The sequence below is a fragment of the Porcibacter vitabionis genome (assembly GCF_046263795.1).
Lineage (GTDB): Bacteria > Bacillota > Clostridia > Lachnospirales > Lachnospiraceae > Lachnocurva.
The window spans coordinates 89,623-113,706 of sequence record NZ_JBJYZD010000001.1; the positions used below are offsets into that span (position 1 = coordinate 89,623).

Sequence of the window (24,084 nt, forward strand, 5' to 3'; positions counted from 1 at the left end):
AATATTAAATACAGACAGCAGGACGAACTGCTGCCGTGAATGGAGAAGAATCAAATGTCAGAACATCAAATGATCGACGCAATGTGGGACGACTCCCCGGTTGACGTTTCAGAAGAAACCAGCATGATCTGGTCTATCGCAAACAAACTGCGCGGACCGTATCAGAGCGACAAATATAAGGATGTCATCATCCCGATGACGATTATCCGGCGCTTCGAGTGCGCTCTTGAGCCGACGAAAGAGAAGGTCGTCGAGCAGTATGAGAAGAATCCGAATTATCCGGCAAAAGCAATGTACCGTATCTCCGGATTCCAGTTCTACAACACGAGCCGCTTTACGCTTACGGAGCTGTGCAATGATCCGGATCATCTTGCAGACAACTTCGTGTCATACATTCAGGGCTATTCATCAAATGTACAGGACATTCTGCTTTCCGAGGCGAAAGGTCTGGATTTCAAAAAACAGATCACAAAGATGGACAAGAACAACCGTCTGCTCGCTGTCGTGAAGGCGTTTTCCGAACTCGACCTGAACCCGAGAACTATCGACAACGTGAAGATGGGATATATCTTTGAGGACCTGATCCGCCGCTTTTCTGAAAATGCCGAAGCGGGCGATCACTACACAGGCAGAGACATCATCAAGCTCATGGTCAATATCCTGCTCGCAGAAGGGTGCGACGATATCTTCGACGACGGCAAGGTCATCACAATTTTGGATCAAGCCTGTGGCACGGGAGGCATGCTTTCCACGGGATACAACTTCATCAAGCGTTACAACCCTACTGCCGATGTGCGTCTGTTCGGGCAGGAAATCAATCCGGAGTCCTATGCGATGTGTCTTGCAGAGATGCTGATCAAAGGCCAGAACGAAGAGAACATCGTCTATCAAGATACTATGAAGGCAGACCGCTTCCCGGATATCAAAATGCGATTTGTGCTGGAAAATCCGCCGTTTGGTCAGGCCTGGGGAGGCAAGGATGCAGCCGAAGGTGTAGAAAAAGCCGTTCTGGATGAGTATGCGAAAGGCTTTGATGGTCGCTGGGGCGCTGGACTTCCTGGGTCTGGGGATATGCAGATGTTATTCCTACAGTCTGCTGTCGATAAAATGGACGACAATTTCGGACGCTGTGCGATCATTGAGAACGGCTCGCCTCTCTTCACCGGCGGCACGGCTTCCGGCGAGAGCCAGATCCGCCGCTGGCTTCTGGAGAATGATCTGATTGAGGCCATCATCGCGCTGCCGACCGATCTTTTCTACAACACCGGCATAGCGACATACATCTGGATTCTCTCGAAGAACAAGAGTTACAAACGGAAGGGCAAGGTGCAGTTGATCGACGCATCGAATATCTGCCATAAGCTGCGCAAGGCTCTCGGCAACAAGCGCAACGAGATCAGCCCGGAAGACCGTACAGCCATCACAAAACTGTATTCGGATTTTCAAGAAGGCGAGAACGTCAAGATATTCAAGAATACAGAGTTTATCTATCGGGAATACACCGTCATGCAGCCGTTGCAGAGGAGTTACGCCATTACAGAGGAACGCATCGACGCCATGCTCAGCAAAGGCGCATTGTCTTCCCTGTACGATGAAGCAAAGGTAAACGAACTGGAGAATGCCGAGGAACTTACCGGCAAGGACGAGAGAAAACTCAAGAATTATAAGAAGAACCAGCCGCTCTATGAGCAGATCATTGACACACTGAAAGCCGCTGCGAATGATACCGTTTACCCGTCTCCTGAGAAGTTTATGCCGGTTCTTAAAAGCACGCTTACAGGCGTGACGGATGATAAGAAGCTGCTGGATAAAATCGCTGACGGTCTTTCCGTCATGGACAAGACCGCCGAGATTCAGCGTGACAAGAAGGGCAACGTCATCTACGACAAGGAGACCAAGGATACTGAAATCGTCAAGTGGGATGAGAACATCGACGACTATATGCAGCGCGAGGTCCTGCCGCATGTGCCCGATGCGAAGGCTTTTTTTGATGAGGATCTAAGTAAGAAGAAACCGGTCATAAAGACCGGCGCAGAGATTCCGTTCACGCGCTACTTCTACAAGTACCAGCAGCCGGAGCCGAGTGAAAAGCTGGAGCAGCGGTTCATTGATCTTGAGAAATCCGTTAGCGACAGGATACAGAAGCTGTTCGGGTGAGGTGACGGTTATGAGAGAAATGAAAGACAGCGGGATTGAGTGGATCGGGGAGATACCGCTTGATTGGCAAGCTATCAAATTAAAATTTGTGATGGATAATTTCGACTATGAACGTATTCCCGTAGACTCCACAAAGCGTTCCCAAGATGGAGAGCAACTTTATGACTATTATGGAGCATCTGGAGTAATTGATCAGATTGACGGATATACTTCTGAAGGAGAGAGAATACTTATTGGAGAAGATGGAGCTAATTTGCTGTTAAGAAATCTTCCTGTTATTTATATTGCTAATGGTAAATACTGGGTAAATAATCATGCGCACATCCTGAAGCCAAAAGGAAATGGGAATCTACATTTTTTCGCTAATCAGATGGAATGTATTGATTATACAGAATATATAACAGGATCTGCGCAACCAAAGCTATCACAGAGTAACCTGGGACAGGTTTGGCTCGTGGTTCCACCAGTAGAAGAACAAAACCTCATCTCCGCCTACCTCGACTCCAAATGCGCCGAAATCGACGCTCTGACCGCTGACATCCAGTCACAGATTGACACACTCGAGCAGTACAAGCGTTCCGTCATCACAGAGGCGGTGACAAAGGGTCTTGATAGGGATGCGGAGATGAAGGAGAGCGGAATTGAGTATGTGGGCAAGATTCCTGCTTCATGGGATATGCACCCGGTTTACTATTATTTTGGAGAACGGAAACACAAGAACAGTCTCGGCGAGGAACAAAACCTGCTCTCACTAAGCTACGGCAATATTATTCGCAAGGATATCAATACACGGGAAGGATTACTGCCGGAGAGTTTTAATACATACAACATCGTAGAAGCGGGGGATATTATCATCCGGCCGACTGATTTACAGAACGACAAGCGCAGTCTGCGGACGGGACTTGTACGGGAACACGGGATCATCACATCAGCGTATATCGATCTGATGCCCGTCCGCAATATAAATACAGAATACTATCATTATCTGCTCCATGCCTTTGATGTTATGAAAGTGTTCTACAACATGGGTAACGGCGTAAGACAGGGATTGAATTTCGCCGAGTTTTCTCGGCTTATGGTTTTTGAACCGTCTCTGGCTGAGCAGAACTCTATCGTCGATTATTTGAATGACAAGTGCGGACAGATTAACACGGTGATTTCTGAAAAACAGGATCAACTTGCCACCCTGGACGCCTACAAAAAATCCACCATCTACGAATATGTCACAGGAAAGAAGGAGGTGCCTGCCGTATGAGTACGAAAAAAGAACAGGCCGAGCGTGTGAAGGTCTATGCCGACCGAATCGCGGGCAAGGCTTCCGTCCTGTCTGAAAAAGAATATCAGCACTTCATCATGCATTATCTGGAGAAGCAGAACGGTTACCTCATCCGTAACGCGAAAAATTATGACAGATTGCATGCAATTGACCGGGAGCTGCTGTTTCAGTTCCTAAACGATACGCAGCCGGATGCCATGGAACGATTAAGCCGTATCTACAAGGGCGATCTGGAGGACACAATCGTCGGCCTTATCAATACTGAAGTGACGAAAAGCCGCGGCTGTCTTTTGAACGTCCTGAAGCATGGCATCGAGATCTCCGGCGAAACCTTGCAGTTTATGTACACAAAGCCTGCGACGAATTTTAACCGCGAGCTGACGGAGAAATATCAGCAGAATATTTTCTCTGTGATGGAGGAAGTCTGGGCTAGCGATAAGGAGAGGATCGATCTGGTTATCTTCTTGAACGGTCTTGCTATCATGTCGTTTGAGCTCAAATGCAATGCCGCTGGTCAGTCCGTAGAGGATGCTATTTATCAGTACCGGACTGAGCGTGATCCAAAGACGAGACTCTTCCTGTTCAAGGCAGGTGTACTCGTAAATTTTGCCATGGACTTAAACGAAGTCTATATGACAACCAAGCTGACGGGGAGCGATACCTTCTTTCTTCCATTCAACATGGGTAACGGAACCGGCGTAAACGCGGGCAAGGGCAATCCGGTATTCCCGGATAAATACAGTGTCTACTATATGTGGGAAGATATTCTCACAAAGGATACGGTGCTTGACCTCATCGGTAAGTTTATGTTCCTTGAAGTGAAGGAAAAGACCGACGAGCTGACCGGTAAGACAAAGCGCAGTGAAAATCTGATTTTCCCACGCTATCATCAGCTTGATGCTATTCGGAAAGTCCTGGCGGATGTGAAGGTAAACAAGTCATCGCAGAACTATCTGATTCAGCATTCAGCGGGTTCGGGTAAGACGAATTCCATCGCATGGCTTGCTCATAGGCTTACATCACTTCACGATGATGAGAATAGGATTATCTTTGACAATATTGTGATCGTGACAGATCGTGTCGTAGTCGATCGTCAGTTACAGCAGGCGGTTATGGGACTTGAGCATAAGGCAGGACTCATTCGTGTGATGGACGACAAGTGCAATTCACAGGATCTGGCAAAGGCTCTGACCGGCAATACAAAGATCATTGCGACAACAATTCAAAAGTTTCCTTACATTGTTGATACGGTCAAGGAGCTCAACAAGAAGCATTTTGCCGTCATCATTGACGAGGCTCATTCCTCTACAGCAGGCAAGGACATGGCAGCTGTCACAAAATCGCTCGGATCTGATTACAGCATTTCCGAGGACATCTCCGAGGATGCGGAGGATCAGATCTCACGCGAGATTGCGAAGAATGGCAAACAGCCAAACGTGTCTATGTTCGCCTTTACCGCTACGCCGAAACCGACTACACTGCAGCTTTTCGGACGTATTAATACAAAGGGACAGCGCGAGGCCTTTCATATCTACTCTATGAAGCAGGCAATTGAAGAAGGCTTTATTCTGGATGTGCTCGCCAATTATACAACCTACGATACGTTCTACCGGATCAATAAGGAGATCGAGGAAGACCCGCGCTGCAAGACCGTGGATGCGAAGAGGCAGATTGCCCGTTTTGTCGAGCTGCATGATACGAATATCGCACAGCGAATCGAGGTGATCGTCGAGCATTTCCGTACAAGCGTTATGTCAGAGCTTGGCGGTATGGCAAAGGCAATGGTTGTAACACCTTCCCGACAGGCTGCGGTGAAATATCGTCAGGCACTGGAGAAATATATCGAAAAGAAGGGCTATTCGGATATCCATGCACTGGTTGCTTTTTCGGGGAAAGTAAAGCTTCCGGATGCCGATACAGAATATAGTGAAGCCGGAATGAACGGTTTCCCGGAAGACAGACTGACAAAAGAGTTTGACAAGGACGATTACAATGTCCTGCTCGTGGCAAATAAGTATCAGACCGGATTCGACCAGCCCAAGCTCTGTGCGATGTATGTCTTAAAGAAACTGAAGGGTGTATCTGCGGTACAGACACTTTCACGTCTGAATCGTATCTGTCCGCCGTTTGAGAAGCATACCTTTGTGCTGGATTTCGTGAATTCCTACGACGACATCAAGGCTGCGTTCGCTCCATATTACACGACGACGCTTCTCTCGAACTCCGTCACGCCAACAGCTATTTATGATCTGGAGGCCAAGCTTGACGCCTACGCGGTTCTTGATCCGGACGACATCGACAAGGCAAACGAGCTGCTCTACAAACCGAAGGTCACCGGAAAGGATAAACAGAAGCTGACATTCTACTTTCACAAGACGGAGAATCTGATCAAACAATATGATCTCATCAAGCAGGCTGAAATCGTAGCGACCATGCGGCATTTCGTGCGGTTCTATGAATTCCTGCTACAGGCGTCCTGCTTTGAGGATGTGGAGCTGCATAAGAAATACAACTTTGTGACTTATGTCCTCGCCTATATCAATATCAAGCATCCAGGCGGCGGATACAACCTCGATGGCAAGATCAAGGCGACAAACTTTGTCCAGAAGAAGGCCGAGGAGCACGTAAAGCCGGATCTGGTGGCGCAGCCGGTCGTGAAGCTCGCCACAGCGGAGAACTTCTCCCTGACAGAGGCAAAGGAAGAACGCCTCAGTCAGATCATTGCGGAGATCAATTCCCGGACGGGTAAGTCTTACGATAACGATGTGGCGGTCAAAGCCATGCTGCAGATCCGGGATATTATGCTCAAGTCTGACAAGCTGAAGACCAGCGCAAAAAATAACAGCGAGAAGGATTTTGAATTCTCGTATTTTGATAATATCGACGACGCTTTGATTGAGGGGCTGGACCAGAATCAGGACTTCTTTACTCTGCTTCTTGGAAACGACGAGATCAAGCGTGAGGTGCTGGGAATTTTTGCAGAGGAAATATACCAGAGTCTGCGTGACGCATAATGGAGGGCTGCTGGAATGTTTGACAAATTTCGTTTAAAAGAAGTGCTCATCCAGTACAAGAAGGATTTCATTCCAATGCACTGGAAAGACGAAAAATATAAGTGGGAAGCCGTCAAATGCTTTCAGGATAACTGGGATGTAAAGGCAGAGGACTTCGCTGATATGCTCAGCCGGTCTCTTTCTAAGACCTCTAACCTGCTGGCATCAATGAATAACTTCCCGGCACGAATGATCATCGGTTTTGCCAAGACCGCACCGGAAGAAGTCCGGGCAATGTATATCGAGCTATTTGATGAAAGCAGAGACGTTTATGAGCGTATCAACAGCTTCAAAATGAAGTCATCCATCTTACTCGAAAAATATGGGAATGGAGCTGCCCAGCATTATCAATACGAAAATGCGATCAGTGTATACCTATGGTTACGTTATCCGGACAAGTACTATGTTTATAAATTCGGTGAAGTCAAATCGGTATCCGATGAACTTGAGAGTGATTACCGATTCAAAAAAGGAGCCTACGCCGACAACATTCGAAACTTCTTCAAGTTCTATGATGAAATCTGTGAAGAACTGAAGCAGGACACAGAACTGGTGAACCTATTCCGTAGCCAGTTGACCGCAGATTGCTATCCTGATCCGGAACTGAAAACGCTGACCTTCGATGTTGGATTTTACATTTCAAGGGAGTATTCAAAAAAGGGAGATAGCGTTTCCTCCGACAACGAGTGGTTCCCTTCTCAGGAAGAATATACGCCTGGAATAACGGTTCAGGAATGGGTTGCTCTCTTAAATGATAAAGATGTCTTCACACAAAGCAGCCTTGAAATCATGAGACGGTTCAAGGACTATGGCGGTGAGGCCACCTGTACTCAGCTTGCGGTAAAATACGGTGAAAGCAAGAACTTTTATAATGCTGGGTCAGTCGGACTGGCAAAGCGGGTGGTCGAGAAAACCGGCTGTCCGGTCATGCCACGTGATTCAGATAATTCCAGATGGTGGCCGGTTCTTTATGTTGGCAGGCATGCTACAAAAGATGAGGATGGCGGCTATATATGGAAACTCCGGGGCGAACTTTCTGAAGCTCTGGATCAGGTCGATTTGAAGGATGTCGATCTTTACGCAAAGTCGGAAGACGGCGAGGAAGAACATGGACACTGGTGGCTGAATGCTAACCCGAAGATCTGGAGCTTTTCGGATCTGCAGGTCGGTGAAGTTCAGGACTACACGCTCTTTAACGAGAACGGAAATAAGCGCCGTGTGTTTCAGAATTTCATCGATGCAAAGGCGGGCGATCTTGTCATCGGCTATGAATCTAATCCTGTCAAGCAGGTCGTTGCTCTTGTAAAGGTCAGTGCGGCAAATGACGGCCAGAAGATTTATTTTGAAAAGACAGAGTCGCTCGCGAATCCGATAGATTATCAGACATTAAAGGAATGCCCGGAGCTGGAGAAAATGGAGTTCTTCCAGAATCCAAACGGCAGCTTCTTCAAGCTTACCAAGGGCGAATATGAATTCATCATGGACATGATTCGTGATGAGAATCCTCTCAATACCGAAGTTAAGATTCCGCCTTACACAAAGGATGATTTCTTGTCTGAGGTCTATATGACTGAGGAGAAATATGACAGGCTCACCGGTGTGCTCCTGAACAAGATGAATATCATCCTTCAGGGTGCTCCTGGTGTCGGGAAAACCTTTGCTGCAAAGCGTCTCGCCTATTCCCTGATGGGTGAAAAGGACGACAGCCGGATCGAATTCGTGCAGTTCCATCAGAATTATTCGTATGAGGATTTTATGATGGGCTACAAGCCGTCCGGCGATACCTTCGAGCTGAAATACGGTGTATTCTACCGCTTCTGCAAGAAGGCAGAGAATCAGCCGGATAAGAAGTTTTTCTTTATCATTGATGAGATCAACCGCGGCAACCTGAGTAAGATTTTCGGTGAACTGCTGATGTTAATCGAGAAGGATTACCGTGGCACGAAAGCTACGCTCGCTTATAATGGCATGCCTTTTACTGTACCGGAAAATCTCTACATCATTGGCATGATGAATACAGCGGATCGCAGCCTTGCAATGATTGACTATGCTCTGCGGCGGCGGTTCAGCTTCTTCGAGATTGATCCGGGATTTGAGTCGAAGGGATTCAGCGACTACCAGAAGACGTTGGAGAACGATACATTCGATGAACTGATAAAGAAGGTCATCGAACTGAATGAAGAAATCAGCCGGGACAAGTCCCTCGGAAAAGGATTCTGTATCGGGCACAGTTATTTCTGCGGCAGGACGAAGGAAACCTGCACGGATGAGTGGATGCAGTCGGTCGTGGATTACGACATTCTTCCGATGTTGCAGGAATACTGGTTCGATGACGACAGCAAGGTACAGCGCTGGGACAACATCTTGCACGGAGTATTTCAATGACAAAGGATAAAAGCATATTCATCAAAAACATTTACTATATGCTGTCCTATGCGTTTACCACGTTGAAGGAATCCGTCTACGACGATATTCAGAAGGAGTCGTTCGATAACATTCACAACCTGTTTGCTGCGATTCTGGCAAAAGGTATCGGGCTGCAGTTAAAGCAGGGGCTCTACCGGGAATACATCAACCGCGTAGAAAACCTGCCAGTCGTCCGAGGCAAGATCGACATGCCGGGAACGATAAAAAACAGGCTGGAGCACCGAATGGTCGTGACTTGCGATTATGACGAGCTCTCGGAAAACAACCTGCTCAATCAGATTCTGAAATCGACGGTTTTCCTTCTTCTGCGTCAGAAGGATGTACAGGAAAAGTACAAGGCCGAACTGAAAAAAGAAATGCTCTTTTTCTCGGAAGTGGATCAGATCGAACTGCAGCATATCCGCTGGTCGGATATTCGATTCCAGAGGAATAACCGCACTTATCAACTGCTGCTTGCAATATGTCAACTGCTGATAGAGGGCTCACTTCTGACAACGGAGAGCGGTGAGTATCGGCTCGCAAGTTTTGTGGATGAGCAGCGAATGAGCAGACTTTATGAGAAGTTTATTCTGGAATACTACGCGCAGGAATTCGGCAAGCGGCTGAAAGGATTCTCTTCTCGAGCATTACAGATTCCGTGGCAGCTTGATGATGGGTATGATGCCTTGCTCCCGGTTATGCAAACAGACATCACGCTGACTTATGGGAATCAGACGCTTATCATCGATGCTAAATATTATGAGCGGACGCTGCAGACGAACTTCGATGTGCAGACGTTGCATTCCGGCAACATGTACCAGATTTTTACATATGTGAAGAACAAGGAAGCTGAGTTACAGGGCACCGGACATAAGGTGTCCGGGATGCTTCTGTATGCAAAGACGGATGAAGATCTTGTCCCAGACAATGTTTATCAGATGAGCGGTAATCAGATATCGGTCAAAACACTTGATTTGAATCAGGAGTTTTCGGAAATTCAGAATCAGTTGAATAAGATCGTGAGGGACCATTTTGGGATAAGCATCAGGCAAGAAACGATTTAACGAATTAACACCTTTTAACGATAACTATACATTTTAACGATTACAACATCTCACAGGAAGGAGGGGTGCAAAATGCCAAGTGCAGTAACAGCAGGAAGGACATCTTTCCTTCCTTTTGCTTACAGTTCAGCCACAACCGGACCCGCTACAAACGCCGGAATCCCTTTATTTCAGGCTTTTTCGCCCATTCCTGTGCAGAAGTCTACATACTGCGATTGTATCAAAGACGGTAGGAAGATAGACCCCGCTTGCGGCTCCGGCGGCATGTTCGTCCAGACCGGAGATTTTGTAAATCAGAAAGGCCTTCAGGCAAACAACACCATGACCTTCTATGGACAGGAGAAGGTGGAATATAATGCGCAGCTTTGTTTGATGAACATGGCGGTCCACGGGCTTACAGGTGTGATTAAGTCAGGAGACGATGCAAACACCTTTTATCATGATGCACACAATCTCGCGGGGTCCTGCAATTACGTGATGGCGAATCCGCCGTTTAATGTCGATAAGGTAAAAGCGGAATCAGCGCAGGCGGCAGGGAGATTGCCGTTCGGAATTCCGGGAGTGAATAAAGCCGGAGAGTTCGGAAACGCCAATTATCTGTGGATTTCTTATTTTTACGCTTATCTGAATGAGACAGGCCGCGCTGGCTTCGTTATGGCCTCGTCTGCGACAGACTCCGCTGGGAAGGACAAGAATATTCGAGTAAAACTTGTTCAAACCGGAAACGTCGATGTAATGATCAGTGTCGGAAATAATTTCTTTTACACAAGGAGCCTGCCCTGTACACTTTGGTTTTTCGATCGCGGGAAGAAGGAGAAAGTCAAAGGTAAGACCCTCTTTATCGATGCCAGAAACTACTATACCGTTGTAGATCGGACGCTTAACGAATGGACGGATTGGCAGATCAAGAATTTGACTGCGATCGTGTGGCTGTATAGAGGCGAGACGGAAAAGTATGCGGCTCTTCTGAATGAGTACAGGGATGCGCTGAAAAAGTATGCGAATGAAGTTGAGAGTACAGACCCGATCAAAGCTGCGATCACGGAGAATTTTACTACAACTGTAGACAATCTGAAGAAGTACCTGAAGGATCAGCAGAAACAAGCCAAGAAGGATGTAGACAGTGCTGAGCGGAAAGACAAGAAGGTTGTCCAGAAGAAGTGGGATGAAAAACTGGAATGGGATCAAGAGGTACTGACCACAGCAAAAGACGCTCTGTGGTTGTATGAGAAGTTTGGTGATGGGGAATATCAGGATATTTCAGGCCTCTGCAAGATCGCAACTGAGGAAGAAATCAAAGATAAGGGCTGGAGCCTTACTCCCGGTGCATATGTTGGCGTCGCGCCGGTCGAGGATGACGGTGTGGATTTTGAAGAACGCATGAAAGAGATCCACAAAGAGTTATTGACGCTTCATGATGAGAACGATCGACTGATGGATACCATTTCCAAGAATCTGGAGGAGATGGGGCTATGAGTTGGGAACGTCATATATTGGGAGAACTGATCTATATAAAAAAAGGAAAAAGTATTACAAAGAAAGATTCCAAAGCTGGACCTTATCCAGTAGTCCTTGGTGGGAGGGAACCAGCATATTACATTGACCAATTTAATCATACAGGTAAAGCAATCGTTGTTTCGCGAAGTGGCGCGTCGGCAGGCTTTATTTCACATTGGAATGAACCCATTTTTGTAACAGATGGTTTCTTGATACAGCCTAAAGAAAACATAAATCATGATTTTTTATATTATTTGATGAAAAGTCACGAATCTGAATTACAGGGGTTACAAGGAGGCTCTGCAATACCTCATGTTACGCCTAACATAATAAATAATATTATAGTTTACATCCCTAACATTTATATTCAGGAAAATATTGCAAACATTCTTTCCACCTACGACGACCTCATTGAAAATAACAACCGTCAGATCAAGCTCCTAGAAGAAGCAGCACAGCGTCTGTATAAGGAATGGTTTGTTGATCTGCACTTCCCTGGACATGAGAATTGCAAGATTGTTGATGGTGTTCCGGAGGGGTGGAGAAAGAAGACCGTTGGGGATTTAATTGGGAAAGTGCCAAGAACCACTCAAATCCCTGCTTCGTGCTACAAAAAGAATGGAGAAATACCGGTTATCGATCAGAGCAAAGTATTCATTGCGGGATATACTGATGAAAAAAGCGCATTAGTTGACTTACATATGCCAGTCATAGTTTTTGGAGATCACACAAGAATTCTTAAGTACATTCAGTTTCCTTTCGCAAGAGGCGCTGATGGAACTCAGCTTATAGTTAGTAGGACAACAAATATGCCCCAATCTTTATTATATTATGGTCTTGTTAATATTGACTTATCAAATTACCATTATGCAAGGCACTTTAAGTATTTAAAAGCAGAAAGCTTGCTCGTTCCAGACAAAAAAAATGCTGAACTATTTGACGGGTACGTAAGCGTGCTGCAAGAAAAAATACAAGATTTACGTGATGAAATGTATCTATCTGCAGAAGCCCGTGATCGCTTACTTCCTAAGCTGATGTCCGGTGAGATCGAAGTATAGTAAGTTTACTGAATGGAAGGGAGGGGACCCACTGTGGCATATGACTATTCCGAAAATAAATTAGTGCAGGATAGCTCTGCGGCCCTTCTGCATGATGAACTTGGGTGGGATACCGTTTTTGCATATGACAAAGAAGTGCTCGGGGGGAACGGTACTCTTGGACGTACGTCCTATCATGACATTCTCCTTTACAGGGACATTACTGCAGCCCTGAAACGCCTGAATCCGTGGATTACGGATCAGCAGATCAAAGAAGCGGAGGATAAGATTTCTTCGCATCTTTCAACATCGTCACTTCTACAGATCAATGAAGAGAAGTACATCATGCTCCGCAACGGGATTCGGGTGACTGTGAAGCGCCCAGATGGTAAGACGGATAGCAAACTCGCCATGGTGATCGATTTCTCCAATCCTGATAACAACCGCTTCCTTGCCGTGCAAGAACTGAAGATTTATGGGGATCTGTACAGAAGGCGGACAGATATCGTCGGCTTTGTTAACGGCATCCCGCTGATGTTTATCGAGCTTAAGAGAACCGATGTAGATGTCGAGGTTGCTTATAACAAGAACTACACAGATTATCTGGATACAATCCCGCATCTCTTTTATTACAATGCCTTTCTGATTTTGGCTAACGGTCCAGAAGCAAAGGTGGGCACACTCGGCAGCAAGTATGAATTCTTCTCAGAATGGAAGCGCCTGAAAGAGGGAGATAAAGGAAATGTAGCCCTGGAAACGATGCTCCGGGGAATTTGCCGGAAAGATAACTTCCTTGATCTTTTTGAAAACTTCATTCTCTTTGACCATTCTTCCGGAAAAACAGCAAAAATTCTCGCCAGGAATCACCAGTACCTGGGCGTGAATGAAGCAGTGCAGGCGTATGCGGACCGGAAGCTCCGTAATGGAAAGCTCGGTGTTTTCTGGCATACACAGGGATCCGGGAAGAGCTACTCTATGGTTTTTCTTGCCCAGAAGATAAGGCGGAAGTTCCAGGGCTCACCAACAATCGTAGTACTGACCGACCGCGATGAGCTCAACAGGCAAATTAGTGGAACATTTGAAGGCTGCGGGCTTCTTGGGAAAGCTAAAGCAACAGAGTATATCGCGACCAGCGGTGATGATCTGATCAACAAATTGAAGGGAAATCCCAGCTTCATTTTCACTTTGATCCAGAAGTTCAACAAGCCGGACGCTAAACCAATTAAAGTGGATCACGACATATTGATCATGTCAGATGAAGCACATCGCAGTCAATACGGCATCTTCGCCAACAACATGGATCGTCTACTCCCGGATGCTTCGAAAATTGGATTTACCGGAACGCCGCTCCTTGCGGATGACAATATCACCGAAAGAACATTCGGCGGCTATGTTTCTATCTATGACTTTAAACGCGCCGTAGAGGATGGAGCGACAGTACCTCTTTATTACGAGAATCGTGGAGAACGACTGCAAGTCAATCAGGACGAAATGCTTACAGACAAAATCCTGGATGCTGTGGAGAGGGCTGATCTCGATCCAGAGCAGGAAGAAAAGCTGGAGCACGAGTTTGAAAAAGAAATCCATGTTCTGACAGCAGAACCGAGACTGAGAAGAATAGCAAAAGACTTTGTCGAACACTATTCTGATCTGTGGACAAGCGGTAAGGCTATGTTCGTCTGCCTGAATAAAGTGACCTGCGTTCGGATGTATAACTATGTTCAGGAGTATTGGAAAAAAGAGATCTGTGCTCTCGAAGAGAGGGAAAAGACCCTCACGCAGCAGGAATCGGAAGAGCTCCAGAAGAAAATTAACTGGATGAAGCAGACGGAAATGTGTGTCGTAATCAGCCAGGAGCAGAATGAGATCAAGACCTTCCAAAAGTGGGGGCTCGATATTAAGTCACACCGTGAGAAGATGGAAAAGCGCGAACTCGATAAAGAGTTCAAGGATCCCGCCAATCCATTCCGAGTGGTATTCGTATGTGCCATGTGGCTGACTGGTTTTGATGTAAAGTGCCTAAGCTGCTTATACCTTGATAAGCCTATGAAGGCCCACACATTGATGCAGACCATTGCAAGAGCGAATCGTGTGGCAGAGGGAAAAGAAAACGGGCTTATTATCGACTACATTGGAATTGTCGGCGCGCTTCGGAAAGCCCTGGCAGCGTATACGGCCAACCCTTCCGGGAGAGGAGGATCCGATCCCACAATCGATAAAGAGAAGCTGGTGGAACAAATAGCAGAAGCCATCACAAAGGGCAGGGCTCTCCTGAAAGAAAACAACTTCGATCTTGAAAATCTGATTGCAGCAAAGAACTTTAACAAGATGTCGCTTCTCCTGAATGCTGCAAATGCTATGTGTGGCGACCAGAAGGTAAAGAAGACTTTTACGACCTATGCGGATGAGGTGAGGAGGCTGCTGAAGTATCTGGATCGGGATGATATATCAGATCATCTACGAGAAGAAGCAGAAGCGCTGATCGCGATCCTGAATCAGATCTATAAGAAAAGGGCGCATGTAGATAACACGGACCTGATGGTCGAGATCGACCGTATTATCAGTGAATACATCTCGGTTGAGGATGCTGCTGGTCAAAATGATCTGATTCCAAGCAAGAGATTTGATATCAGCAAGATTGATTTTAATCTTCTTTCAAGGGAATTTGAAAAGGCAAGAAACCAGAACCTGCTTTTAAGAGACCTCGATGAAACGGTTTATGACAGAATTCAGAAAATGATGGCGGTGAATCCGAGACGGATCGATTATCTGAAGCGGTATCAGGAGATTATCGATAACTACAATCAGGAACAGGACAAGGCCGCAATTGAAAAGACTTTCATGGATTTGATGAACCTTGCCGGAAGCATGAACACCGAGCAGCGGCGATATGTTCGTGAGGGGTTTGAAAATGACGAGCAGCTTTCGATCTATGATTTACTCTTCCGGGATGATTTGTCAAAGGAAGACATAAAGAAGATCAAAAGGGTGTCTATAGATTTACTGGCAAAGATCAAGAAGAAAATAGCGGAGCTTGATCACTGGACCGATAAACAGGAAACCCGTGCTGCTGTTGATATTCTCATCCGTGACACGCTCTGGGAGGAACTTCCAGATAGCTATGATGACAGTCGGATCAGAGACTACCGAACCAGAATCTATGAGTACGTATACACACATTATCCGGAAGTTAGCGTTGTGGCGTAGTACCAGTCTTTTATAAAGAACTTCAGATTTGCCCTGTATAGGAATTTTGGTGACAGGCACCGTTAATAAGAGTGGCAAGTGAATAAGATCAGGAGATGAAATTATGGGAAGATCTTGGTGACAGGCACTGTTGACACGGTTTTGAATGTGAGTGTGTCGGTCAAAGGTGACCGGCGCTTTGTGCACGTGTGACAGGCACCGTTAATTAAATCTGGCTTTTCTAAAGAAGTGACCATTGATGATACTCATAGGTTATTTTATATCGGAAACGAAAAAATCTGGAGGAAAAGTATTCAAAATCCGGTAGTTTACAGCTTCGATGAAGTAGTCTCCTACAATAAAGAGATCGTTGGTCAGAAAATTCAGACAAAAAAGAAGGGTGGAATCACTCGTGCTCTGGTCGGAGGTGCTATCGCCGGACCTGCCGGAGCACTAATTGGAGCGGGAACTGCTAAGACAGAGACAAAGACTACAGGCGGGCAGGAAAAACTTAATATTGAGGTTAACGCTTATGGCGGTCATAAAACAGTAAGTATATTTCAGGCACCTGCTGGACTTACAAATTTTCTTGATAACATTATTGCTCAAGAAAAACATCCAGAAAGTACTGTTGCATCGTCTGGATTTTCCGTTGCAGATGAGCTTCTTAAATATAAGCAACTTCTTGATGCAGGCGTTATCACTCAAGAAGAGTTCGATGAACAAAAGAAGAAGTTATTGAGTTAACTTAGCCTTGACGGTGCCTGGCAGCTCCTTCTACATGCTTCTTTCGGCGAAGACGTTGCAGAGCTTATATTTGAAGATCTGAAGGACCGGAACTCCTTTTTTATTGCCTACATTATTGAATTTTCAGCACACCTTTTCGGTGTGGGAAGTTTTAGTAACTTATAAGCACTCTCGGTTAATGCTAGGTATAACATGTGGGTGCCTAATACAATGGTGGAATATAACTGAATATGGAGGAAAAGAATATGGGTATGCGTTATAGGAGGAGCATCAATCTTGGTGGAGGATTTCGCGTAAATATCAGTAAAAGCGGCATTGGATATAGCTGGGGTACGAAAGGTTTACGTTACACAAAGACAGCTCGTGGAACCACAAGACGCACATATTCAATTCCTGGTACTGGCCTTTCATACGTTGAAGAAAAAGGAAGGCAGAAGCGTACTAATAATGTTCATAGTAATGGAAACATAAATCCAAGCCAACAGCAAGCGGTTATCAGTAATGCTGTCAGCACAGAGAAGGTGAACGTAAATGATTATCAACCTGCAGAATATGAAGAACTGTTAGGCCAGATGAAGAAGGCACTTAGACTTAATTATCTTGGTAATTGGCTTATAGCTACTATAATATTTGCAGCCTTCCCGTTATTCATATTTACAACGATTGCCGGCGTAATACTTAAAATCGTAGTTCATACGAAGATGAAGGTGCCAATGGAGTATTCATTTGATACCGAATCGCAGGCTGCCTATAATGATCTATCTGCAATATGGATGAGTCTTAACAAAAATAATTGTTTTTGGCAGACGATTTCAGAGAGTGGTTTAAATTGGAAAACAAGTGGTGGTGCGTCGCGTGGGATTAGTAGAATACCAGCCAAGGCTATTAATAAATTGCCATTTTTTGTGGATTCGAATGTACGTCCATTTGGTTTGAAATTACGAAGGCAGAAAGTTTATTTCCTGCCAGATAAGATTCTAGTTGTTTCGAAACTGAATGTCGGTGCCATTAGTTATTCGGATGTTAATATGGGATTTGGTTCGACCAACTTTATAGAAACAGGGTTTGTGCCAAGAGATGCTAAGGTTATCCGACAGACATGGCTCAAAGTGAATAAAAATGGTACGCCAGACAGACGATTTAAGGACAATAGACAAGTTCCTGTTTGTCAATACGGTGAGGTGCTTATAGAATCTGGCAGAGGACTTCATATTGAATTAATGTGTTCAAATAATGAAACAATAAATGAGATGAGGAACTCAGCCGAAAGGTTTAAAGAATTTATGAACCGATAAACTAAGCATTTTAATTTACTAGTATAGAAACAAGGAATCCTAACCAATAAACCAATACAGAAATAGAACGTACTAGTACAGAAACTCAATGTACTGGTACAGTGAAGAAAATAGTATCGGTAAACAGAACCTGGATCTGACAGAAAATTAAGCGAAACTGAACAAAAGCTGCTGTCATTGACCAGCTCAATGCGTTTCCTTCTGGCATGTTTTGGGCTCTGGAACTCATTGTCAGCCCCTCACAAGTAAATAGAGTAAAATGCTTACAATCTCACAGTTTAGGAGGCTTTCTGTTGGCGGTATATCCGCCCTTTAATAAATCGCTTACTTTCTTTGTACGAAAGATTGGAAAGAGTAGAGGACGGTCTATATTTGGCAGAGGAGCCGAAAGCAAAGCTGATGCTTAAGGATCTTTATATGACTGCGAAGAAGGATGGGAAGATACACAGGGAGCTGTCATAAGAAGACGACGCAGGGGCTTTGAAGATGAAGAAGTGGGCGATAGGATGAAAGATACTTTTGAGACGAAGAGACTGCTTCTTCGCAGATGGTCGGAAGCGGATGCGGAGGATTTATATCAGCTGGCCTCGAATCCGGCAGTCGGACCGGAAGCCGGATGGCCGCCTCACAAGTCTGTAGATGACAGCAGAGGGATCATTCGGGATGTCCTCTGCAAGAAAGGAACCTACGCTGTTCTGCAGAAGGAAGACGACAGGATTGTTGGAAGCGTCGGGCTGAAATTTGGCATAGACTCGGTTTCTGCAAAGGCGGATGAACCGGAGCTCGGCTACTGGATCGGGCAGGAGTTCTGGGGCAGAGGCTATGCACCGGAAGCATCGGCGGTTCTGATTTCCTATGCTTTTACGGAGCTTCATTGTCCGAGGGTCTGGTGCTGTCATTATGAGGGCAACGAAAAGTCCAGGAGGGTGATGGAGGATAAGCTTGATTTCCGGTATGTGAGGACCAATCCGCTAGGTGAGACACTTCTTGGGTATACGCGGCCGGAGAGGATTCTGGTGCTGGAGGAAGGTGAATGGCTGCGGGAGATTGATGAAGAAGGCAATTTAGCCGAGAATCTGTGAAGTCCGCCAGGTGGTTGAATGATGTAGGTTAGGGGGATTAGGTTGATTATAAATCATAGGGTTAGGAATATTGAGGTTTGCCAAGAGAATGCCGGAATCGTGAAAGCCAACGGATATACGAATTCGCTAGGCGAAGAAGTTGGCTTTGATCATTCGTTAGAGGACCATCAGAGGGTTCTTGTTTATTCTCCGGATGGATTGAAGGAGCTTGTTGAGAGATTCGGGAATTCTGGGAGTGCAGTATCGACGAAGTCGATTGAAGTCCGTGATGAGGACAGCTTTGCTAGGTCTACGGATTGCGTTCTGAATTTCGCGAATTCGCGTCATCCGGGCGGCGGATATCTGAGTGGGGCGTCTGCACAGGAAGAAGCCCTCTGCCGGCAGTCGACTCTTTATGCCTCGATTTCTTCTGAGGAAGCCAGGCAGATGTATGACAGTAATCGCGACGTGGAAGACTTCGATACGGACTATCTTTTACTGTCGCCATGCGTGGAGGTCTTCCGCAATAAATCGCTGAATTTTCTGGAGCATCCGCATACGACGGCGGTGATCTCTGCTGCTGTGCCGAATCTATATGGAAGAGCCAGGGATGTGAGCCTATCTGAATTACAAGAATATTACAGACATCGGATCCGGCAGATTCTATGTGTAGCCGCTGAGAACGGCTATCGAACGATTACGCTGGGAGCCTGGGGATGCGGAGCATTTGGCAATGATCCGGCAGAGGTCGCCGGAGCCTTTAAGGATATTCTGGTGGATGAGGGATTTGCGGAGTGTTTTGACAGGGTGATTTTTGCGATTCCGGAAGGGAAGGATGGGAATCTGCAGGTGTTTCGGGATGTGTATGGGATTTGATAGAACTGATTTCTGATGGCTGTTCAGCTAGTGATCAATTGATGAAATCCTTTCGCAAGTATTTCATATTCTATAATGGTAACGCTGCAAATAGTAGTAGAATGTAGACATAGGATATGACAGATAATCAAATGACGAGTTATTTTAATAAGGACTGGGGGATGAGATGATGAATAAGGGTAATATTCTTCTTGTGGGTAAATCAGGAGCAGGTAAGTCTACGCTGATTAACGCAGTACTCGGCGATAAGGTTCCGGAAAATGAAAAAGCCAAGACAGGCTTTGGGATCGTTGGTACAACTGTACATTTACAACCCTATGAATGCGATGGGATTCAATTCAGGTTGATTGATACCATAGGTTTTGAACCCAATTTTTTCCAGGAACAAAACCTAAATTGCAATAACAAATTGAACACTGATGATAACTAGGCCACCACATGCACCTTGTCAACTGAATACACCTGATCCAGGAAAGTATCGAAGACCTCTTCTGGTGTACTGTATCCCAAATGCCTCCTCGGAAGAGCATTGATCTCATCGGCATACTCGAGGATCTGTTCAGCAGAGAAAAGCTCTATGGAGACTCCCTTCGGAATGAAGCGTCTCAGAATACGGTTATGCCGCTCGTTCTGAGCCCTTTCCCAGGAAGAATACGGATGGGCAAAGTAAACCGTCGTTCCATAGTCTTCCAGTTCTGAAAGCCGTTCGAACTCACTCCCGTTATCGGAAGTAATCGTCCGGAAGATCTCTGGAAAGTGCTCGGCCCCGAACTCTTCCCTAAGAACTTCCAGAGCTGCCATGACCGCATCCGCGTTTTTCCCTGGGATTTTGATCGCCAGGTAATAGTCACTGGCCTTTTCCAGAATCGTCAGCACAACGGATTCCCGGCCTTTTTTGCGCCCGACCACGGTATCGATTTCCCAGTGTCCACAATGGATCCGTTCCATGACTTCCTCCGGACGTTCTTCAATGCTTGTTCCATAGATCCGCTTGTTCTTCCGCAGAGACTTATGTTTCCGTTTTCTGGACAGTGCCTCCGGGATATCAAAAGGATCAATGGGAAGCCTGCCTGCCCAGAGGTCGTTATACAGCGTCTTGGTACAGGGAATCGTCTCCTCCGGGAAGAGGTGATGCTTCTTCGCATAGCCGACACAGGCGTCCAGAGACCATCCGTGGGCTTTTACCTTTTCAGACATCCACCGGATGAACGGAGAAGCATAATCGCCTTTACAGGGCCTGTGACAGCGGGCACGATTGACCTCATAGTTCTTCTGACCACGCTTCGCCGAGTACTGCGGAAAGCGTCCGCGGGAGCCGTTCCTTGTTCCTGTGCCCCGTCGGAGCTCATACATGACCGTCGACGGAGAACAATCCAGTTCCTCCGCGATACGGCGGAGGGAGTAGCCAAGCTTCCGGAAGATCTGGATACTGCATCGATCTTCAAATTTTAGATGCTGACCTCTTTCCCGGTCTGGTGTAATCATGGTAGAATAAGTTTTGCCCATAGTAGACTCCTTTCGGCGATTGTTTTGTGGTGATTCAATTCTACCAGAAGATCTGCTATGGGTCTTTCTTTATTCAGTTGTTCAATTTGATTTTACAATCTACCGTCGAATATTTAACACGAAACCAGGCTTTCTGACCGTTTTCTCGACCTGCAGTTTCATTCCGGCCACCGGCCAGCTCGCCTGCCTCAAATCATATAAGTATATAAAAAAACCGCCCCGGTAAACTACCGGGGCGGTACTTGTAATTCGATCGATTATTTACTCTGTTTCAGAACAGCCTGTGCTGCTGCAAGACGAGCGATCGGAACTCTGAACGGAGAGCAGGATACATAGTCAAGACCGATTGCGTTGCAGAACTCAACGGAAGAAGGATCTCCACCGTGCTCACCGCAGATACCGATGTGCATATCCGGACGAGTCTTGTGTCCAAGTTCTACAGCCATCTTCATCAGCTTGCCGACACCATCCTGATCCAGCTTTGCGAACGGATCGTTCTCAAGGATCTTGTTGTCATAGTAAGCATTCAGGAACTTACCTGCATCATCACGAGAGAATCCGAAGGTCATCTGAGTCAGATCGTTGGTACCGAAGCAGAAGAACTCTGCATCCTTAGCGATCTCATCAGCGGTCAGAGCTGCTCTCGGGATCTCGATCATGGTACCAACCTTATAAGAAAGGTCTACACCAGCTGCCTTGATCTCAGCATCTGCAGTCTTAACGATGATGGACTTAACGAACTTCAGCTCCTTCTCAATACCTACCAGAGGTACTTCGATCTCAGGAACGATGGTCCAGTCGCTGTGCTTCTTCTGAACATTGATTGCTGCACGGATAACAGCCTTGGTCTGCATTACAGCGATCTCCGGATAGGTGATCGGAAGACGGCATCCTCTGTGGCCCATCATAGGGTTAGCCTCTACGAGACCGGCGATGACAGCCTTAACCTGCTCCGGAGTCTTACCGGTATCAGCGCAAACCTTTGCGATATCTTCTTCAGTCTTAGGAACGAACTCATGAAGAGGCGGATCCAGGAAACGAATGGTGACAGGATCACCTTCCATTGCCTCGAAGAGCTGTTCGAAATCACCCTGCTGCAGAGGAAGGATCTTATCGAGAGCCTTTTCACGATCTTCCTTGGTATCGGCAACGATCATCTCACGAATAGCGTTGATACGATCACCGGCGAAGAACATATGCTCGGTACGGCAAAGGCCGATACCTTCTGCGCCAAGCTCTCTTGCCTTCTTAGCATCTGCAGGAGTATCTGCATTGGTACGAACCTTCATGGTACGGATCTCATCTGCCCACTTCATGATGGTTGCGAAATCCTCATCCTCGATCGCACCTTCCTGTACGGGAAGAGCACCATCATAGATGTTACCGGTAGAACCGTCGAAGGAGATGACATCACCTTCCTTGTAGGTATGTCCGCCAAGAGTGAAGCTTGTTTCATCTTCAGAGAATACGATGTCGGAGCATCCTGCTACGCAGCAAGCACCCATACCACGGGCAACAACGGCTGCATGGCTGGTCATACCGCCACGAGCGGTCAGGATACCCTGAGCTGCCTTCATACCTTCGATATCTTCCGGAGAGGTCTCACGACGAACGAGAACGACCTTCTCACCCTTTGCAGCCTGAGCCTTTGCCTCTTCTGCAGTGAAGACGATCTTACCGCATGCAGCACCAGGAGCTGCAGGAAGTCCCTTACCGATCTGAGTTGCGTTCTTAACAACATCCTTGGAGAAGGAACCGTGAAGCAGAGTATCCAGGTTACGAGGCTCTACAGAGAGAACAGCCTGCTTCTTATCGATCAGGCCTTCATTTACCATGTCATGAGCGATCTTCAGAGCAGCCTTAGCGGTTCTCTTACCGTTACGGCACTGCAGCATGTAAAGCTTACCATGCTCGATGGTGAACTCCATATCCTGCATGTCTCTGTAGTGATCTTCCAGCTTATTGGAGATCTCAAGGAGCTGCTCATAGATATGAGGCAGAGTCTTCTTGATCTCTTCGATCTTCATAGGAGTACGAGCTCCGGATACAACGTCCTCGCCCTGTGCATTCATCAGGATCTCTGCATAGAACTTGTTTTCACCGGTTGCAGGATCACGGGAGAATGCAACACCGGAACCGGAATCATCACCCATGTTACCGAATACCATCTCTACGATGTTAACAGCAGTACCCCAGGAATAAGGGATATCGTTGTCACGACGGTATACATTGGCACGAGGGTTGTCCCAGCTTCTGAATACGGCCTTAACTGCCTCAAAGAGCTGTTCCTTCGGATCGGTCGGGAAGTCCTTGCCGATCTTTTCCTTGTACATAACCTTGAACTGCTCAGCCAGATCCTGAAGATCCTCAGTGGTCAGCTCAACGTCCTGAGTAACACCTCTCTCAGCCTTCTTCTTGTCGATGATCTTCTCGAACTCGCTCTTGGAAACTTCCATAACGACATCGGAGAACATCTGGATGAATCTTCTGTAGCAGTCCCAAGCCCATCTGGGGTTGCCGGACTTCTTTGCTACAGCCTCAACAACATCTTCGTTCAGACCAAGGTTCAGGATGGTGTCCATCATACCAGGCATAGAAGCACGTGCACCGGAACGAACGGAAACAAGAAGCGGGTTCTCTTTATCGCCGAACTTCTTGCCGGTCTCTTCCTCAATCTTCTTCATGTACTCAACGATCTGACCTTCGATCTCGTCATTGATCTGACGGCCGTCCTCATAGTACTGTGTGCAGGCTTCGGTAGTGATAACGAAACCAGCAGGTACCGGAAGACCAATGTTAGTCATCTCGCAGAGGTTTGCACCTTTGCCGCCAAGGAGCTCACGCATGTCCTTGTTACCTTCGCTGAAAAGGTAGACCCACTTTTTTGCCATTACTCTTTTCCTCCTAGAAAAAATTTAATTGT

15 protein-coding genes are annotated in these 24,084 nt (G+C 46.4%); 13 read left to right on the forward strand and 2 right to left on the reverse strand.

The window, feature by feature from the left end:
- The first annotated feature begins 54 nt into the window (after nucleotides 1-54).
- From ACKX2L_RS00470 to ACKX2L_RS00530, 13 genes are all read left to right on the forward strand, one after another.
- On the forward strand, nucleotides 55-2,157 hold the full coding sequence (locus ACKX2L_RS00470; protein WP_497552399.1) for a type I restriction-modification system subunit M: 2,103 nt from the start codon (nucleotides 55-57) through the stop codon (nucleotides 2,155-2,157).
- A 10-nt stretch (nucleotides 2,158-2,167) separates the two neighbouring features.
- The gene (locus ACKX2L_RS00475) at nucleotides 2,168-3,412 is read left to right on the forward strand and encodes a restriction endonuclease subunit S (protein WP_497552400.1); all 1,245 of its coding nucleotides are present in this window, start codon (nucleotides 2,168-2,170) and stop codon (nucleotides 3,410-3,412) included.
- On the forward strand, nucleotides 3,409-6,447 hold the full coding sequence (locus tag ACKX2L_RS00480) for a type I restriction endonuclease subunit R (protein WP_497552401.1): 3,039 nt from the start codon (nucleotides 3,409-3,411) through the stop codon (nucleotides 6,445-6,447). Before ACKX2L_RS00475 ends, ACKX2L_RS00480 begins: the two co-directional genes overlap by 4 nt.
- Nucleotides 6,448-6,462: 15 nt before the next feature.
- Complete coding sequence (locus ACKX2L_RS00485) at nucleotides 6,463-8,871, forward strand: AAA family ATPase (protein ID WP_497552402.1); 2,409 nt, start codon at nucleotides 6,463-6,465, stop codon at nucleotides 8,869-8,871.
- A complete protein-coding gene (gene mcrC, locus ACKX2L_RS00490; RefSeq protein ID WP_497552403.1) occupies nucleotides 8,868-9,956 on the forward strand; it encodes a 5-methylcytosine-specific restriction endonuclease system specificity protein McrC in 1,089 nt (362 codons plus the stop codon). Before ACKX2L_RS00485 ends, mcrC begins: the two co-directional genes overlap by 4 nt.
- Before the next feature lie 72 nt (nucleotides 9,957-10,028).
- The gene (locus tag ACKX2L_RS00495; protein WP_497552404.1) at nucleotides 10,029-11,432 is read left to right on the forward strand and encodes an HsdM family class I SAM-dependent methyltransferase; all 1,404 of its coding nucleotides are present in this window, start codon (nucleotides 10,029-10,031) and stop codon (nucleotides 11,430-11,432) included.
- Nucleotides 11,429-12,511, forward strand: coding sequence for a restriction endonuclease subunit S (locus ACKX2L_RS00500; RefSeq protein ID WP_497552405.1), 1,083 nt, complete (start codon nucleotides 11,429-11,431; stop codon nucleotides 12,509-12,511). Before ACKX2L_RS00495 ends, ACKX2L_RS00500 begins: the two co-directional genes overlap by 4 nt.
- A gap of 33 nt (nucleotides 12,512-12,544) precedes the next feature.
- A complete protein-coding gene (locus tag ACKX2L_RS00505; RefSeq protein WP_497552406.1) occupies nucleotides 12,545-15,697 on the forward strand; it encodes a type I restriction endonuclease subunit R in 3,153 nt (1,050 codons plus the stop codon).
- 228 nt (nucleotides 15,698-15,925) lie between these two features.
- Complete coding sequence (locus ACKX2L_RS00510; RefSeq protein ID WP_497551892.1) at nucleotides 15,926-16,423, forward strand: SHOCT domain-containing protein; 498 nt, start codon at nucleotides 15,926-15,928, stop codon at nucleotides 16,421-16,423.
- A gap of 245 nt (nucleotides 16,424-16,668) precedes the next feature.
- Entirely contained in the window at nucleotides 16,669-17,718 is a 1,050-nt protein-coding gene (locus tag ACKX2L_RS00515; protein ID WP_497552407.1) for a DUF4236 domain-containing protein, read from the forward strand.
- Between the two features lie 506 nt (nucleotides 17,719-18,224).
- Nucleotides 18,225-18,800, forward strand: coding sequence for a GNAT family N-acetyltransferase (locus ACKX2L_RS00520; RefSeq protein ID WP_497552408.1), 576 nt, complete (start codon nucleotides 18,225-18,227; stop codon nucleotides 18,798-18,800).
- A 42-nt stretch (nucleotides 18,801-18,842) separates the two neighbouring features.
- Nucleotides 18,843-19,655, forward strand: a complete 813-nt coding sequence (locus ACKX2L_RS00525) for a TIGR02452 family protein (protein ID WP_497552409.1) — start codon at nucleotides 18,843-18,845, stop codon at nucleotides 19,653-19,655.
- Between the two features lie 166 nt (nucleotides 19,656-19,821).
- Nucleotides 19,822-20,085: a GTPase domain-containing protein gene (locus ACKX2L_RS00530; RefSeq protein WP_497552410.1), complete on the forward strand. Its 264-nt coding sequence runs from the start codon at nucleotides 19,822-19,824 to the stop codon at nucleotides 20,083-20,085.
- Here ACKX2L_RS00530 and ACKX2L_RS00535 read toward each other — a convergent pair.
- Nucleotides 20,082-21,161, reverse strand: a complete 1,080-nt coding sequence (locus ACKX2L_RS00535) for an IS30 family transposase (protein WP_497550437.1) — start codon at nucleotides 21,159-21,161, stop codon at nucleotides 20,082-20,084. The genes ACKX2L_RS00530 and ACKX2L_RS00535 overlap by 4 nt on opposite strands.
- 257 nt (nucleotides 21,162-21,418) lie before the next feature.
- Nucleotides 21,419-24,052 (reverse strand): pyruvate, phosphate dikinase, encoded by a 2,634-nt coding sequence (ppdK, locus tag ACKX2L_RS00540; protein ID WP_497551214.1) that lies wholly within the window; start codon nucleotides 24,050-24,052, stop codon nucleotides 21,419-21,421.
- Nucleotides 24,053-24,084 lie beyond the last annotated feature (32 nt).